Origin of the sequence: Methanoculleus formosensis (genome assembly GCF_025384765.1) — an archaeon.
In the GTDB taxonomy this organism is placed as follows: domain Archaea; phylum Halobacteriota; class Methanomicrobia; order Methanomicrobiales; family Methanoculleaceae; genus Methanoculleus; species Methanoculleus formosensis.
Genome location: NZ_VHLL01000002.1, coordinates 191,056 through 206,561, shown reverse-complemented (window position 1 = coordinate 206,561; position 15,506 = coordinate 191,056). Strand labels below are relative to the sequence as shown.

Here is a 15,506-nt window from a genome sequence, read left to right as displayed (position 1 = left end):
TACAAATTTGCTGAGTTAACCGCATGGACGGTTGCGCGAAGAGCGTTCTCCGGATACTATCCTGCACGATCCTTGTAGTTTTCTTGCTTATCTGCACGGTGAGTGCCGCGGCGCCTACTGCAGCGTTCAGCGGCACCCCGACCTCCGGGTCCGCACCGCTCGCCGTACAGTTCACCGACCAGTCGAACAGCAGCCCGACCGGGTGGGCCTGGTTCTTCGGTGATGAGACATATGAGGGGCCGTGGACGCCAGTAAACAACAGTTCTGGGTGGACGGCGCGAGCCTATCACGCCACCGTCGCGCTGCCGGACGGAAGCATCGTGCTCATGGGCGGGCAGGCTGGTGGTGACTGGCTGAACGACACCTGGCGGTCGGTCGACGACGGCGTAACCTGGGAGCTGGTGAACGCGAGTTCCGGGTGGACGGAAAGAATTTACCACACCAGCGTCGCGGTGCCGGATGGAAGCATCCTCCTTATGGGCGGGCATAGTGATGATGGGTTTCTGAACGACACCTGGCGGTCGGTCGACGGCGGGGCCACCTGGACATGCGTGAACGCAAGCTCCGGGTGGACGAGAAGAGACGGTCACACCGCCGTCACGATGCCGGACAGGAGCATTGTACTTATGGGTGGCATGTTTGCGTCACCCTGGTGGTGCCTGAACGACACCTGGCGGTCGACCGACGGCGGAACCACATGGACGTGCGTGAACGAGAGTTCCGGGTGGATGGCGAGATCCGGTCACACCAGCGTCGCACTGCCGGACGGGAGCATCCTCCTCATGGGCGGCGTAGGGGCAGGCAGGACCTTCCTGAACGACACCTGGCGGTCGATTGATAACGGCACAACATGGACCGAGGTGAATGCGAGTTCCGGGTGGATGGCGAGAAGCGGTCATATCAGCGTCGCGCTGCCTGACCGAAGCATCATACTCATGGGTGGGCAGGACGGGGATTTGAACCCCTTGAACGACACCTGGCGGTCGGCTGACGGCGGAGCCACCTGGACGCAGTTGCGCGACGCCGGGTGGACGGCAAGAGGCGATCACACCGGCGTCGTGCTGCCTGACGGGAATATCATGCTCATGGGCGGGCAGGATGATAACGGCCCCCTGAATGACACCTGGCGGCTCCAGCCCACCGGGTCTTCGCTCCAGAACCCCACGCACACCTATACCGCCCCGGGCACCTACCCGGTGACGTTGCAGGCGCACAACAGCGAGGGTTACAGCGTCACGCGAATGCCCGACTACATCACGGTCACGGAACCAGAACCGATCCCAGGGCCGGTCCATAACGGTGGCGGCGGCGGCTCGACGGGCGGGCCGGACGGGTATAACGTGGGCGGGAACTCCGCCGTGAGCAAGGTCACCGTCACCGGAACCGGGCTCAAGACGTTCATCGTCACCGGCCGGACGCAGTCCTCCCCCGGAGCCGACATCCCCCCGGCGCCGGGAACCCCGTACCAGTACGTCGAGCTGACGCCGGCACGGTTCGAAGAGATCACCGGCGCGAATATCACCTTCACCATCCCGGCCGCGTGGCTTGCTGAACATGGCCTCTCTCCCGGGCAGATCGTGCTCTACCGCTACAACGGCACCGTGTGGGAAGCGCTCCCGACGGCGGTCACGGACACCGCCGGGACGACGGTCACCTTCATGGCAACGAGCCCCGGATTCTCCCTCTTTGCTATCAGCAGCGCCGAGCAGACCGATCCGGTGACGACGCCGACAGCCGTGACGACCCCGACCACGGCAGAGACCACCGCTCAGGCGACGGCAGAGCCCACCGCGGAGCAGACCACGGCCGTACCGGCCGGCGATACGATACCGGACTTCCCGCTCCCGACGATCGCTATCGTCACCGGGGCCGTCCTGGTGCTTGCTGCCGGCGGCTATCTGGTCCGCCGTTGGTGGATCAGGAGACAGAACCCGGCGCTGTTCAAGGACTACGATTGATCCGGCAAAAAAAAGTGGGACGGGCTACCGCGATGTCGGCGCCGACAGCGTGGCCTCGCCCCGGACCATCCGGATCGCCTCTATCGCATCCTCCGCGACGCTCCTCTCCTCCGTATCCCCGTTCCGGGCGAGCTCCTGGAGCGCTTCGATCGCCCGCGGGTTGCCGATGTACTTGAGCGCCCCCGCCGCATAGAGCCTGACGTTTCTGTCGGCGTCCTTCGTCGCCGCGGCGAGGGGTCCGACCGCGGCGTCGCCCATCCGCATGAGGGCGCCTCCCGCCGCCCCCCGGACGTCGTCGTTCTTGTCCCGGAGCGCCCCGATGAGCGGCTCCACCGCACCCGGATCGCCGGTATCGCCGAGGACGCCGGCCGCGACGATCCGGATCTCGGGGTCGGGGTCGGCGAGCAGCCCCGCGAGCGGCTCGACCGCCCTGCTCCCGAACTTCGCTATGGCTCCGGTCGCGTGGCACCGGACGTCGTCGTTCGCATCCCTGGCTGCCCGGACAAGGGGCTCGATCGCGGCGGGATCGTTGATCTCGCCGAGGATGGCGGCCGCGTAGACCCGCCGGAGATCCCTCCCGGCCTCGATCTCCCAGGTCAGGCCTCCGGGGCCGGTCACGGTCACCGGGCCTGCAGCGGCCGCCGACTCGTCGTACCTCCCCGACGCCTCCGGGTTGTCGAGGAGTTCGATCAGCGGGCCGACCGCCGGGCTCCCGAGCAGCGTGAGCGAGTCCACCGCCGCCTCCCGCACCGCCGTCACCGGGTCGCCGAGCGCCCGGATGAGCGGGCCGACTGCCTCGAGCCCGGCGAGGTCCCCGAGCGCCAGGGCGGCCCGCTGGCGGATCAGGCCGTCATCGCTCCGCAGAGCCTTGACCAGGCCGTCGATATCCTTCTCCGCTCTCAGCAGATCGATGTTGAACCGACTCTCTTGTGCCAATCTTTTCGCCTCCGTGGCCGGTGTATGACAAATGGTCAATATAATAACTTTCGTAAGGCAGTCTCGGGAGGCGTCCGGAAACCCTGAATCTGAGAGGCGATCTGCTCTGGCGGGGACAGTCTTCAAAAGAGAGAACGGGGGTAAGGGACGTGCGATCCCGGGAAGCCACGTGGCTTCCCGGGATCAAGGCAACGCCCGTCACTACCTCCGCCGATTTCTCGGTTCCGTGCGCCCGATGGTGCTGTAGTTTCGGCATATCGGACATTTGACGGATCCGCTGGTAGATTCTCCTGTCCATCGGTGATGGCACTTGCCACAGTAATAGAAGGCGTAGTTTTCGGTTGTGTTTGCTGTCATGGTATAACTCTCTTGAACCCGGCAGAGTGTTCCTGGGTCTTCTCCGGGCTCGCTGTCCTGGATAGGCAACCGCCGGCATCGGCAAAACTCGTAAGAGAGCGATGGGGACGGTCTCCCCGGGGTGGTAGAGGCTGCCTGTCCGGGCCGACCGCCTTACGCGGCGTATCGTCACGCGCGGAGTCGGTCTACGCCCGGTGCGTGCTCTCTTGTACAGTCAAGAATGTGAAGACCCACATCAGAGTAACTCCGAAGAGGTGGTATGCCTGGAGTTCAGGGTCATGGCTGCACCCGGGGCGCCTAAGGTGTCTAACATGTGAGGTTCACCCATATATACCCCCGGCTCTACCCCTCGCCGAGGGCCCTTCAGGTCCGAAGATGCTCCCGACGGCCAAAAGGAATGAGTGGGTCGCTCCGGCATCACCGGGGCGCCGGCGGGGCCTGCGTGGTCATCCCGCGCTTCTGCTGGTACCGCACCATCCCGTCCTCTGCTGCCCTCTGGACCCGGGGATCGCTGTCGGAGAGCGCCCGGTCGAGCGCTCCTTCCGCCCGCGGGTCGGCGATCTCCCCGAGGATGATGGCGGCGTAGGCCCGACGCAGCGCCGTGCCGGGGGTAACCCCTTCCGGCACGACGCCGGCCCTCCTCGCTCCGGGGAAGAGTCGTTCGTGCTCCCTTGCGTCCTCCGGGCCGCCGAGGAGATCGTGCTGGGCGAGTTCGCGGTGCCGGAGACTCTTTCTCGTCCCGAGATCCGCCGGCCCCCCGAAGAGATCGTGCTGGGTGATCTCGCTCCCGTGCTGGAGCCTCCTCTTCTCGGGTGGTATCCCCTCGGGCCCGCCGAGGAGGTCGATCTGGGTGAGGCCATGGCCGGTCGGCTCCCGTGGCACCCCGACTCCGGGCCGGTCGAGGAGGGCGATCAGTGGTTCGACCGCCGGTGTTCCGACCATGACGAGCGCGTTTGCCGCGCCCTCCCGGACGTCCTGTATTGGATCGTTGAGCGCCCGGATGAGGGGGTCCACCGCCCGCCACTCCCCGAGCGCGCCGAGGCCGAGGGCGGCGGTCCGGCGCGAGGTCGGATCGCCGCTCTGCAGCGTCCTGATCAGGCTGTCGACGTCCTCTCTCGATGCCGTATGCTCGATATCGTACTGCTTCTCCCCTGCTGGAATCTCCCTTCTCTGCATCACAATCACCTCAGGATGGGACGATGTAATCCGCCGGGAGTATAATAATATTGTGGATAAAAATTGCCGTCCGCTGTAACGGCGATCCGGCCTCTCTCCGGAGCGGTTCTACGAGCCCGGGCGGGCAGGAGCAGGTATTTTATCTGCGCAGAGCGAGGAGAGTATCATGCCGGAGGAGAAGAGAAGGGCGGAACTGAAGATCTCCGGGATGCACTGCGCATCCTGCGCCCTCAACGTAGAACGCGCTCTCCAGGGCCGGGACGACGTCTATGACGCCCGGGTCAACCTCGCAACCGAGACCGCCGTCGTCGAGTACGACCCGGCGAAGGCAACCCTCGTGGATCTTGAACGGACGGTCGCCGATGCCGGCTTCCAGGTCGTAAGGGACGAAGTCACCGTCAGGGTCGGCGGGATGGTCTGCGCCTCCTGCGCTCAGGTGATCGAGGCATCGCTCGGCGATCTCGACGGGGTCTACGAAGCCCGGGTCAACCTTGCGACCGAGAGCGTTCGGATCGTCTACAGCCCCGCGCTCGTCACGACATCCGAGTTCCGGGCCGCCGTCGAGGATGCCGGCTACCAGTATCTCGGCCTCGAGGAGGAGGTCACCGGAGACGTCGAGACCCGGATGCGCGAGGAAGACCTCCGGGACAAGTTCCGGCGGATGGTCGTCGGGTTTGCGGTGAGCATCCCGCTCTTCTTCTACATGCTCCTCGGTATGCCGGGGGCCTCCGCCCTCCCGGTTTCCGTGAACCTCGTCATGCTTGTCATCACCCTGCCGGTCTTCGTCTACGTCAGCGCTCCCATCTTCAAGGCCGCGGCCGCCGCGCTCCGGAACCGGACGCTGACGATGGACGTCATGTACGCGATGGGGATCGGCGTCGCCTACGGCGCGAGCGTCCTCGGGACGTTTGAGATCGTCCTCACCCCGGAGTTCAACTTCTACGAGACCGCCGTGATGCTTGCGGCGTTCCTGACGCTCGGCCGCTATCTCGAGGCCCGGGCGAAGGGAAGGACGTCTGAGGCGATCAAGAACCTCATCGGCCTGCGGCCGAAGACAGCGACGGTTATCCGGGACGGCCGGGAGGTCGAGGTTCCGGTCGAGGCGGTCGTCGTCGGCGACATCCTCCTGGTCCGGCCGGGGGAGAAGGTGCCGGTGGACGGGACGGTCGTCGGCGGCGAGAGTTCCGTCGATGAGTCGATGATCACCGGCGAGCCCATCCCGGCCGACAGGCGGGAGGGCGACGGGGTCGTCGGCGGCACCCTGAACGTGAACGGCGTGCTCCGTATCCGTGCCGAGAAGATCGGGAAGGATATGGTGTTGTCGCAGATCATCCGCCTCGTCCGGGACGCCCAGGGCTCGCGCCCCCCGGTGGAGCGGATCGCCGACGTCGCGGTCTCCTACTTCATCCCGGTCATTCTCCTGATAGCGTTCGCCGCCTTCCTCGCCTGGTACGTGGGGCTCGGCTCCTCGCTCCTCTTTGCGCTCACGGTGCTCATCTCCGTCCTGGTCGTCGCCTGCCCCTGCGCGCTCGGCCTTGCCACCCCGACCGCCGTGACCGTCGGAATCGGGAGGGGCGCCGAACTCGGGCTGCTGATAAGGAACGGCGAGGCGCTCGAGGTCTCGGAGAAACTGACCGCGATCGTCTTCGACAAGACCGGGACGCTCACCCGGGGGAAACCCGACGTCACCGACGTCGTCGCCTTCGGGATCCCGGAAGACCGGCTGCTCTCGGTCGCCGCGGCGGTCGAGAATAACTCGCAGCACCCGCTCGCTGCGGCGGTCGTCCGGCGGGCGGAGAGCGCGGGTCTCGCTCTCCCGGTGTCTGAGCGGTTCACCACCTTCGGCGGCCTGGGGGTCAGCGCCGTCGTGGAGGGGGAGGAGGTCCTTATCGGGAACCAGCCGTTCCTTGAGGAGCACGGCATCGTCGTCCCCGAAAAAGCCAGGACGCGGGTGACCGTGTTTCAGGACGTGGGGAAGACCGCGGTCCTCGTCGCCATAGGGGGCGAACTCGCCGGCATCCTCGCCATCGCCGATACCCTTAAACCGACGACGCGGACCGCCGTCGCGGAACTGAGACGGATGGGCCTCTCCGTCATGATGATCACCGGCGACAACGAGCGGACGGCGAACGCCATCGCCCGCGAGGTCGGGATCGATGACGTCCACGCCGGGGTGCTGCCGCAGGCGAAGGCCGAGGAGGTCCGGGCCCTCCAGGTGCGGGGCGAGGTCGTGGCCTTCGTCGGCGACGGGATCAACGACGCCCCGGCGCTCGCGCAGGCGGACGTCGGGATCGCGATAGGGAGCGGGACGGACGTCGCGATCGAGAGCGGGGATATCGTCCTCGTCCGGGACGACCTCGTTGATGCCGTCGCGGCGATAGAACTCTCCCGGAAGGTGATGAGCCGGATCAAGCAGAACCTCTTCTGGGCGTTCGCCTACAACGCCGCTCTCATCCCCCTCGCGGCAGGCGTGCTCTACCCCTTCTTCGGCATCACCTTCCGGCCGGAGTATGCGGCCCTCGCGATGGCCCTCTCGTCGGTGACGGTCGTCTCGCTCTCGCTGATGCTCAAGACATATATACCGCCGGTGAAGAGGGGGATCATGTCGGAGGTTGGTACACGTGGCAGTTGATCCGGTATGCAAGATGGACGTCGATGAGGCGACGGCGAAGTTCACGTCCGAGTATAAGGGGAAGACCTACTACTTCTGCGCCCCGGGGTGCAAGAAGCTCTTCGAGCGCGACCCGGAGGCGTACCTGAAGGGGGCGTGAGTTTGTCACCGTGCCCCCTCGCGCGAGGATCACAAAGCCCTTATACTCAAGGGATAATAGGGTATTCTTGAATCTAACTCCTAAAAATCGTTATTTTTGATATAGCATCATATGGTTTACGCCGGTGCGTGCCCGGTACTCCGCTCAAATGGTCGAGGTAATTTTCAAGAGAACACCCCATCGGCTTCCCTTCGCGTTCTTCGCGTGAATGAATTAGTGTTGGTGTCGACAGAGCCTCACGCGAAGCCGCGAAGACCGGTATCCAGGTGCCGTTGATCCCGCTTCCGGTCGCCGGGCGTGACTTGCTCGATTGCAAATGCTGAAATTAGCGAGGTGCTGGTGTCCTTCAGAACCGGTAGACCATCTGCCGCGTCCGTGCTCCCTGCCGCTCCTCTCCGGGGCCAAGGCCGCTCGCATCGTCGCAGACGCTCCGGAGGGTGGCGCTCGCGTTGTCGGCGAAGTGAACCGCCCAGGCCTCGGGCGTCCGGGGCTGGACATCGCCGTGGGGGCCGTGGTGCGACATCACGATATGGAGGATGTGGCTGAACCGCGCGGGATCGACCCCTGCGGAGAACTTCATGAGCGCTGCGGCCCCGATTGCCGTATGCCCGACCAGGGTGTAGTCGGGGAGCGCGACGAACGAGAACCCGCGGCGGCAGAAGCAGGAGGCTTTGCCGACGTCGTGGAGGAGCGCTCCGGCGAGGAGGACGTCGGTGTCCATCTCTGCCCGCGAGACGCTGCCCGCGAGGCTCGCCGCAATCTCCGCGGTCTCGAGGGTGTGCTCCGCAAGCCCTCCGATATAGTCGTGGTGCCGGCGTTTGGCCGCGGGCGCCTCGAAGAACCCGGGTGTGTCGTTCATCACCCGTGAGACGAGGGAGAATACGCCCGGATCCTCGATCCGGGCGGTCATGCGCCCGAGTCCCCGCCGGACTCCTTCATCGTCGGCGGGCGCATGGACAAACCAGGAGGGATCGAGGAGGTCTCCCCGGATCGGGTCGGTCAGGTTCGCTATCCCGTCGTTCACGTTCACCTCGCAGGTGCCGTTGAACTCCTTCGCGTATCCCTGGATCCGGTAGACCTCGCCCGGCCGGATCGCCCGGCAGAACGCCTCGATCTCTCCCGCGCTGAGGTCCGGCGTCCCCCAGACCTTGCAGGTCCCCCGTCCGGTCTTATCGGATATGGCGAGCTGGATGTATTTGCCGCCCCGCTTATCCCGGAGTTCTGCAGCCTCCACCACGAAGGGCGCGTCGACCTGGACGCTCCCGCTCAGTTCTTCCACGAAGACCGTCTTCTCAAGCACCGGATCACCGTCAAGATTCCATCCACGTAAAGAGGCTTAAAACCCGGCGATCTGTTCCAGGAGGAGAGGGGGAGGCGGACTACCCGAACCGGAGCCGGATCATCCCGAGCAGCATTGCTTTTGCGTCCGTTGTCGCCACCTTCGACTCGTCCCGGTTCTCCCAGGTGATCGGGACCTCCTCCACCCGGCAGCCGCTCTGCCGGAGCCGCCATAGGAGTTCGACGTCGAACTCGAATCCGGTCGACTGGATCGAGGGGAGGACCTCTTCGAGCGCATCTTTCCGGAAGGCCTTTGCGCCGCACTGGGTGTCCCGGTAGTCGAGGCCGAAGAGTGCCCTGACCATGAAGTTGAAGAGACGGCTCTCGACCCGGCGGCGGAACCCCTGCCGTACGGGGAGGATGGAGCCCTCGACCCAGCGCGACCCGATAGCACCGTCCATGGCGGTCAGGCGGCCGAAGAGCCGCTCCATCTCGGCTAGCGCGGTCGAGCCGTCCGCGTCCATGTAGCCGACGTAGCGGGTCGCCGCCGCCTCCATCCCGGCGACGACGCCTCCCCCCTTTCCGAGCCGGGTCGGGTAGGTCAGGCACCGGATGGAGAGCGACGGGTGATCGGCCGCGAACGCGTCGATGATCGCGGCGGTGGAATCCGTCCCGTCGCAGACGAAGACGAGATCGCCCCCAAAACCCGAGACGTCCTCGAGGACGGACCGGATCCGCCGCTCTTCGTTGTATGCGGGAACCACCAGGGTGCAGTCCGCAGGGCTCACGCCGCCGTTGTCGGTATCGTCTAACATTCCAGTTTCGTGATGATGGTATCGGCGAACTGTGCGGCGGCAGCAGGGCCGTTCGCGGTCACGACCTGCATATCGGCGACGACGGGGATCTCAAGGAGGTTCGCTCCCGCCTTCTTCATCTCTGCGACCGCCGCCGGACTCGGGTATACCGTCGCATGCCGTCCGGCGAGGATGCCCGCCCGTGCCAGGACGACCGGCGCGAGACAGATGGCACCGACGACCTTGCCCTGCTCGAAGAACGACAGGACGAGCTCCCGGAGCCTCTCGCTTCCCCAGAGATGCTTCTCCGAGCCGCTTCCCCCGACGACCACGATCCCGACGTAGTCTTCGTCGTTCACGTCCTCGAACGCCATGGTCGCCTCCGCGGTGCCCCCGAGCATCCCCGTGCACGTGCCGGCGGCCGTAGAGGCGAGGTCGGTGCCGATCCCCGCCTCCTCGAAGGTCCGTCTTGGGATCTCCAGTTCCTCGTCCCTGAACTGTTCAGGTGCAATCGCAAGCAAGAGTTTCATACGCGTCTTCTATCAAGGATTTGTTGATAAGCGTATTGATGGTTGTGGAGCAGGGTCGTGTCCCCGGGCAGGATGCCGGGAAATGTCCGGGTCGTGTTTGAAATAAGATTATTATATTAATTGTGTCATTGAAGTGCAGGCCCTGCGGCGGCGTGAGTCCCGAAGGCTCTGCCGGAGGCCCGGTTTCATCCGGATCGGGCCGTCCCCGGCACGGGGCGCGTGCCTGTTCCCGGGGCGGAGATGAGGAGAGAGACATGATGCGACGCGGTATCTTTTTCTGGATCGTCCTGCTCTCGGCACTCGCGCTCGTCGCGGGCGCAGGAGCACAGGCAGGAGATCCTGTGGTCATCTGGAATCGGACGTACGGAGAACCCGGCACCTACGACGCGGCATATGCGATCGTCCCCGGCCCCGGCGGGATCGGATTCTTCCTCGCCGGGGAGACGGCATCTCCCGCTGATGGGAAGACGGACGCCCTGGTGGTCAGGCTCGCGCCGGACGGCAGCGAGGAGTGGAACCGGACATACGGCGGAGAGGAGGCTGATGCTGCGCACTCCATCATCCGGACCGGTGGAGGGAACCTCCTCTTCGCCGGGAACCTCACGTTCGTCACGAACGGGACTGAGGCGGACACCGATGCCTGGCTCATGGAAATAGACCCCTCCGGCGAGGAGGTCTGGAACCGGACCTACGGTGGAGCGGACGACAACGCCACGGCAACCGCGGTCATCGAGGCGGAAGGCGGGGGTTACGTCGTCGTCGGCTCCATCGCGCCGCGGGAGGGCAATGGGTCCTCGGCCTGGGTGGCCAGGGTGAACGAGACGGGGGACGAGGCCTGGAACCGGACGTTCGGCGGGGCGGGGGAGAACGCCGCGAACGCCGTCACCCGGCTTCCCGGCGGGGATTATGTCGTTGTCGGGAGCACCGAGTCCTCGGGCGCGGGCATGGCCGACGTCTGGGTGGTCAGGCTGGACGGGTCCGGTAACGAGATCTGGAACCGGACGTTCGGCAGTCCCGATGACGATGCCGGGCGGGCGGTGATCAACACCTCTGAGGGCAACCTGGTCGTCGCCGGGACGTTCACGGAGCGGCCCGATAACACGACGGTCGATACCGACGCCCTCCTCATCAAGTTCACGCCTGACGGGGATACCCTCTGGAACTGGATCTACGGTGACTTCGGCGTGAACGAGACGGCGGCAGCCGTCATCGAGACTGCGGACGGCGGCTACCTCTTCGCCGGGGAGACGGCTTACCCCGGGGTGGCGGACACCGACGCCTGGCTGGTCGCGACCAACGCCGGCGGATCGGTGGCGTGGAGCAGGACGTTCGGCGGCGAGAACCCCGGCGATAAGGCCGCATCGCTCATCGAGGCCGCGCCGGGCGAGTACGTCTTCGCAGGGCAGTTCAACGCGACAGAGAGAGACGGGCCGGCGAATACGGACGCCTGGGCGGTGAGACTGGGGCCTGCACCGACGCCGACGCCGACCGTGACCCCGACGCCCGCACCCACGACGGCACCATCAAAACCCCCGAAAGCGCCGATAATCTCCAGGGCGCCGCCCGTACCGACCGATACGGCGACTGCCATCCCGACCCCGGTGGTGACCCCGTCGGTGACCCCGACATCGGTTCCGACGGGGATCCCGACACCCGGGCCCACCTGGACGCCCGGGCCTACGCCCTCACCGACCATGACGGCCGTGCCGTCTCCGACCATGACACCGGTCGGCGACGATGACGACGGTGATGACGACGACAACGATGACGACGGGAATAACCAGACCGGCGGCGCGGCAGAATCGCTCTCGGGGACGGTCTGGTACGACCTGAACGGTGACGGCGTCCGCGATCCCGGCGAGCCGGGTATCCCCGAGATCAACGTGCGGCTGATCGGCAAGCGGAGCATGATCGATCATACCGCCACCGGCCCGGACGGGTCATACCGGTTCGGGACCATCCCCTCCGTCGGTTACGCCGGTGTGGAGTTCGTCCTCCCGGACGGGTATTCCTGCACCGTCTCCGGTAAGGGCAGCGATGCGAGCTCCCTGGATGATATCGTGGCGTTCGCTGAGAGCGGGGTTGACCGGCAGACCCTGAACGCGGGTTTCATCGGCAACTACCACCCGGCGACGCCGGCAGAGGCCTACGGGTGGGTGCTCGGGACGGTCTGGAGCGACGATGACGCTGATGGGCTCAAGAAGGGGGAGACGACCGGCCTGACGGGCGTCGAGGTCCGCCTCCTGGATGCGGGCGGGAACCTGGTTTCATCGGCCCGCACCGGGTATCACGACCGCTACTTCTCCCTGTACCTCTTCGGCCCGCTCCCGCCCGGGGAGTACTCCGTCGCGTTCACCGCGCCGGACGGCTATGCTTTCACGAGCACCGGCGGGGACAGCCATGCTGACCCGGTGACCGGCGCGACGACCCGGTTCCAGGTCGGCGGCGGTGAGACGGTCGTCAGGGATGCGGGGCTGGTCCCCGCCTCCCCTGCCCGGACCCCGGGAGCCGGGGAGCAGGAAAGTGCGGACGATGATGAGACGGGCGGCACATCAGACGGAGCGGGTGATGAGCAGGAGAATGATGGCGGTGGGGCGGGGGATGACGAGCGGAAAATGCCCACCATGACCGCTGCATTGCAGAACCCCGGGAATGCAACTCAGGTATCAACGGACGATACCGATGACGGATCTGGCAGGGAGCAGGACGATGCTCGTATGGTGACTGCCGGTGGTGCGAATGAGGACGACGATAAGGAGGACGACGACCGGGATGATTGACGGGCCCGGGACAGGTCCCTGACGGCAGCGGGGGGTGCGCGGCTCCTCTATGGCCGCCTCTCCACCCCGGGTTCTTGCTCCGGCTATTCCGGTGTGAGGGGCGCGACATCATCCACTATTTTGCATCGAATCGCCTGGATACGGCCACAGCCCTCGCAAAACTCCTTGCACAGCATATAAAAATATTAATATATTATAAACGCTATTCTGAGCCTGAACCCCGGGAAGAGAACGGGCCGGAAAAATTTCGCCCTGCCCGGCCGCCGGAACGCGATGCAGGCGGTGACCAATCGCCGGGGGTTAGATGCCCGGGAGCGCCCGGGCAGGTGAGGTGAATCGGATGAGGTATATCAGCGTTCTTGGAATCATCATAGCAGCGTTCGTCTTCGGTTCGACGGCGGGTGCCGCCGTCCCGGGTATGGGAGAAGAGAAGACCCTCGGCACGATCGGGGGGACGGTCTTTTTAGATGCCGACGCGAACGGCGTCCAGGATCCCGGTGAGCGGGGTGCGACCGGCGTTGTCGTCCACCTCCTCGACACCGCAGGGGAACGGATAGCAACGGCCGAGACGTTCGCCCACGCCTGTGAAGGGCTCTACATCTTCAGCGGCGTCCCCGCGGGGAACTACACCGTCGAGGTCGTCCCGCCGGAGGGCTACGGCTTCACCGTCCCCGGCATGGGGGAACCCGGGGAGACGGCGAGCACCGTCGATGCGGCAAATGGGACGACCACCCCCATCGACCTGACAGAAGAGGCGATCACGACGACGGATCTTGTCGTCAGGGATGCCGGCCTGGTGCCGGCCGCTCTCTGACGGCGGTCACATTTTTTCACTGGTGCTCTGCGACGTGCTTTCGGAGCATCGTGTCGGGTTTGTAGCGGTCGGCGATCTTGAGCGCCGTCTCCCGGAGAGCCGCGTGCTCCACGATGCAGGACTCCGGTGGATCTGCCTTGCGAAGGATCCGGGAAGTGTTCTCGGTGATCTGGATCAGCTCCGTGGCTATCAGGGCGTTGAGCCAGAGGAGGTCACGGAGCATCTCTTTCGTTTCTTCGTCCTGGTGCATGGATAGAGATGGGCACTTCTCCCACATCAATCGTGCTCAATAGAAGGGTTGATTGGCCCCGCCGGGAAATACTTCAGAGATTATGGGTATGCAGTTTCTGGAGTTCGCCCGCGTCTGCGAACGTCTCGAAGGGACCCCCGGGCGCCTCGATATGATCGAGCAGGTCGCCGCCGTCCTCCCCGGGCTCGACGACGAGGAGCTCCCCGTCTTCGTCCGGTTCGTCATGGGCCGGGTCTTCCCCGACTGGAGCAGCAAAAAACTTGGCGTGGGCCCGAACCTCCTCTACGACGCCGTGGCCTACGTCGTCGGGACGAAGCGGGAGACCGTCCGCGAGGCGATCAACACGACCGGCGACGCGGGTCTCGCCGTCGAGGCCCTCCTTGCAAAGAAGGAGCAGACGTCGTTCTTCACCGAGGAACTCGACCTTACCGGGGTCTACCGGGAGTTCGAGCGGATTGCGGCCGCCGAGGGGCAGCGGTCGCAGCGGGAGAAACTCCGCGTGGCGCAGTGGCTCTTCGGCAACGCCCTGCCGCTCGAAGGACGGTATCTCGCACGGCTGATGCTCGAGGAGCTCCGGATCGGGGTGGGGGAAGGAAACGTCCGCGACGCCGTCGCGAAGGCCTTCGAGGTCGACGTCCGCCTGGTCGAGCATGCCCACCAGGCGATGAACGATCTCGGGGCGGTCGCCCTCCTTGCCCGGCGCGACCCCGACGCGCTCTCCCGGGTGACGATCGAGCCGTTCCGGCCGGTGAAGATGATGCTTGCGCAGGCGGGAACCATCGCCGCCCAGATTGAGGACCACGGTGAGGTGGCGGTCGAGTACAAGTACGACGGGAGCCGGTTCCAGTTCCACAAGGTGGGAGGCGTCTGCCGGATCTACTCGCGAAGACTGGAGGATGTCACGGAGAGCCTCCCCGACATCGTAACCCTCCTCCGGGAGGCGACCGACCACGACGTCATCCTGGACGGGGAGGCGGTCGCCGTCCGCGACGGGAGGCCGATGCCGTTCCAGTATGTCATCCGGCGGTTCCGGCGCAAGCACGAGGTCGATGCGATGATGGAGAAGATCGAGCTCGTTCCGAGGGTCTTCGACATCCTCTACCTGGACGGCGAGACGCTGATGGATCGCCCTTTTTCTGAGCGGCGCAAAGCCCTCGAGGGGGCGCTTCGCGAGCACGTCACTTCCCAGTTCCGGGTCACTGATGCGGCCGCGGCGGAGTCGATCTACGCCGCAGCCCTCGACCTCGGGCACGAAGGCGTGATGGTGAAGGTCCTCGATGCGCCCTACACCCCCGGTGTCCGGGGCCGGATCTGGGTGAAGGTCAAACCCGGCGTCGAGACGCTCGACCTCGCGGTCGTCGGGGCGGAGTGGGGCGAAGGCCGGCGGGCCGGGACGTTCGGCTCGTTCCTGCTCGCGGTGCAGGACCAGGGCCGGCTCCTCACCGTCGGGAAGGTGGCGACCGGGATCACCGACGAGATGCTCGCGGAGCTCTATGCCCTCTTCAAGGACCGGGTGATCGCCCGCTCTGGAAAGGAAGTGACGCTCGAGCCGGAGGTGGTCTTCGAGGTGGGCTACTCCGAGATCCAGACGAGCCCGAACTACGAGAGCGGCTACGCGCTCCGGTTCCCGCGTTTTGTCCGGGTGCGCGAGGACAAGAGCGTCGACGAGGCCGAGACCCTCGACTCCCTCGCGGAACGCTACGGAAGGCAGAGGAACGGGCAGGAGTCTCTGTAGATATCTCGTGTCAGCAGAGAAAGTGATCTAATCTCACGCGAAGCCGCGAAGGACGCGAAGATTGGTAAATGGGTGTGCAACTTCCCTTCGCGGCTTCGCGCTTTTCGCGTGAGGCCCCCCAAGCCCC

Annotated in this window: 12 protein-coding genes; 6 read left to right on the top strand and 6 right to left on the bottom strand. The window is 65.5% G+C overall.

What is annotated here, in order from left to right; all coding sequences use genetic code 11:
* Window positions 1-23: 23 nt before the first annotated feature.
* Window positions 24-1,958, top strand: coding sequence for a kelch repeat-containing protein (locus FKB36_RS04515; protein WP_261596840.1), 1,935 nt, complete (start codon window positions 24-26; stop codon window positions 1,956-1,958).
* 24 nt (window positions 1,959-1,982) lie between these two features.
* On the opposite strand, the gene FKB36_RS04510 is transcribed toward FKB36_RS04515, so the two are convergent.
* Both FKB36_RS04510 and FKB36_RS04505 read right to left on the bottom strand, forming a co-directional pair.
* A complete protein-coding gene (locus FKB36_RS04510) occupies window positions 1,983-2,894 on the bottom strand; it encodes a HEAT repeat domain-containing protein (RefSeq protein ID WP_261596839.1) in 912 nt (303 codons plus the stop codon).
* Window positions 2,895-3,668: 774 nt separating this feature from the next.
* Window positions 3,669-4,427, bottom strand: a complete 759-nt coding sequence (locus FKB36_RS04505; RefSeq protein WP_261596838.1) for a HEAT repeat domain-containing protein — start codon at window positions 4,425-4,427, stop codon at window positions 3,669-3,671.
* A gap of 166 nt (window positions 4,428-4,593) precedes the next feature.
* Here FKB36_RS04505 and FKB36_RS04500 point away from each other — a divergent pair, with 166 nt between their 5' ends.
* Complete coding sequence (locus FKB36_RS04500; protein ID WP_261596837.1) at window positions 4,594-7,059, top strand: heavy metal translocating P-type ATPase; 2,466 nt, start codon at window positions 4,594-4,596, stop codon at window positions 7,057-7,059.
* Complete coding sequence (locus FKB36_RS04495; protein WP_074368634.1) at window positions 7,049-7,198, top strand: YHS domain-containing protein; 150 nt, start codon at window positions 7,049-7,051, stop codon at window positions 7,196-7,198. The genes FKB36_RS04500 and FKB36_RS04495 overlap by 11 nt, the downstream gene beginning before the upstream one ends.
* 346 nt (window positions 7,199-7,544) lie before the next feature.
* On the opposite strand, the gene FKB36_RS04490 is transcribed toward FKB36_RS04495, so the two are convergent.
* The 3 genes from FKB36_RS04490 to FKB36_RS04480 form a co-directional block, all read right to left on the bottom strand.
* A complete protein-coding gene (locus FKB36_RS04490; RefSeq protein WP_261596836.1) occupies window positions 7,545-8,498 on the bottom strand; it encodes an HD domain-containing protein in 954 nt (317 codons plus the stop codon).
* A gap of 79 nt (window positions 8,499-8,577) precedes the next feature.
* The gene (locus tag FKB36_RS04485) at window positions 8,578-9,291 is read right to left on the bottom strand and encodes a dolichyl-phosphate beta-glucosyltransferase (protein ID WP_261596835.1); all 714 of its coding nucleotides are present in this window, start codon (window positions 9,289-9,291) and stop codon (window positions 8,578-8,580) included.
* Window positions 9,285-9,800, bottom strand: coding sequence for a DJ-1/PfpI family protein (locus tag FKB36_RS04480; RefSeq protein WP_261596834.1), 516 nt, complete (start codon window positions 9,798-9,800; stop codon window positions 9,285-9,287). Before FKB36_RS04480 ends, FKB36_RS04485 begins: the two co-directional genes overlap by 7 nt.
* 254 nt (window positions 9,801-10,054) lie before the next feature.
* Here FKB36_RS04480 and FKB36_RS04475 point away from each other — a divergent pair, with 254 nt between their 5' ends.
* Together FKB36_RS04475 and FKB36_RS04470 are read left to right on the top strand one after the other, a co-directional pair.
* Window positions 10,055-12,580, top strand: a complete 2,526-nt coding sequence (locus tag FKB36_RS04475; protein WP_261596833.1) for an SdrD B-like domain-containing protein — start codon at window positions 10,055-10,057, stop codon at window positions 12,578-12,580.
* 340 nt (window positions 12,581-12,920) lie between these two features.
* Window positions 12,921-13,394, top strand: coding sequence for an SdrD B-like domain-containing protein (locus FKB36_RS04470; RefSeq protein WP_261596832.1), 474 nt, complete (start codon window positions 12,921-12,923; stop codon window positions 13,392-13,394).
* Between the two features lie 16 nt (window positions 13,395-13,410).
* Here the strand turns inward: FKB36_RS04470 and FKB36_RS04465 are convergent, their stop codons facing one another.
* Complete coding sequence (locus FKB36_RS04465; protein ID WP_261596831.1) at window positions 13,411-13,644, bottom strand: hypothetical protein; 234 nt, start codon at window positions 13,642-13,644, stop codon at window positions 13,411-13,413.
* 88 nt (window positions 13,645-13,732) lie between these two features.
* Here FKB36_RS04465 and FKB36_RS04460 point away from each other — a divergent pair, with 88 nt between their 5' ends.
* Window positions 13,733-15,379 (top strand): ATP-dependent DNA ligase, encoded by a 1,647-nt coding sequence (locus FKB36_RS04460; RefSeq protein ID WP_261596830.1) that lies wholly within the window; start codon window positions 13,733-13,735, stop codon window positions 15,377-15,379.
* Window positions 15,380-15,506: the final 127 nt, after the last annotated feature.

What these genes read in the sequence shown, in the direction of transcription:
- FKB36_RS04515 (WP_261596840.1), top strand. Translation starts at nt 24, where the DNA reads ATGGACGGTTGCGCGAAGAGCGTTCTCCGGATACTATCCTGCACGATC.
- FKB36_RS04505 (WP_261596838.1), bottom strand. Translation starts at nt 4,427, where the DNA reads ATGCAGAGAAGGGAGATTCCAGCAGGGGAGAAGCAGTACGATATCGAG.
- FKB36_RS04500 (WP_261596837.1), top strand. Translation starts at nt 4,594, where the DNA reads ATGCCGGAGGAGAAGAGAAGGGCGGAACTGAAGATCTCCGGGATGCAC.
- FKB36_RS04485 (WP_261596835.1), bottom strand. Translation starts at nt 9,291, where the DNA reads ATGTTAGACGATACCGACAACGGCGGCGTGAGCCCTGCGGACTGCACC.
- FKB36_RS04480 (WP_261596834.1), bottom strand. Translation starts at nt 9,800, where the DNA reads ATGAAACTCTTGCTTGCGATTGCACCTGAACAGTTCAGGGACGAGGAA.
- FKB36_RS04475 (WP_261596833.1), top strand. Translation starts at nt 10,055, where the DNA reads ATGATGCGACGCGGTATCTTTTTCTGGATCGTCCTGCTCTCGGCACTC.
- FKB36_RS04470 (WP_261596832.1), top strand. Translation starts at nt 12,921, where the DNA reads ATGAGGTATATCAGCGTTCTTGGAATCATCATAGCAGCGTTCGTCTTC.
- FKB36_RS04465 (WP_261596831.1), bottom strand. Translation starts at nt 13,644, where the DNA reads ATGCACCAGGACGAAGAAACGAAAGAGATGCTCCGTGACCTCCTCTGG.
- FKB36_RS04460 (WP_261596830.1), top strand. Translation starts at nt 13,733, where the DNA reads ATGCAGTTTCTGGAGTTCGCCCGCGTCTGCGAACGTCTCGAAGGGACC.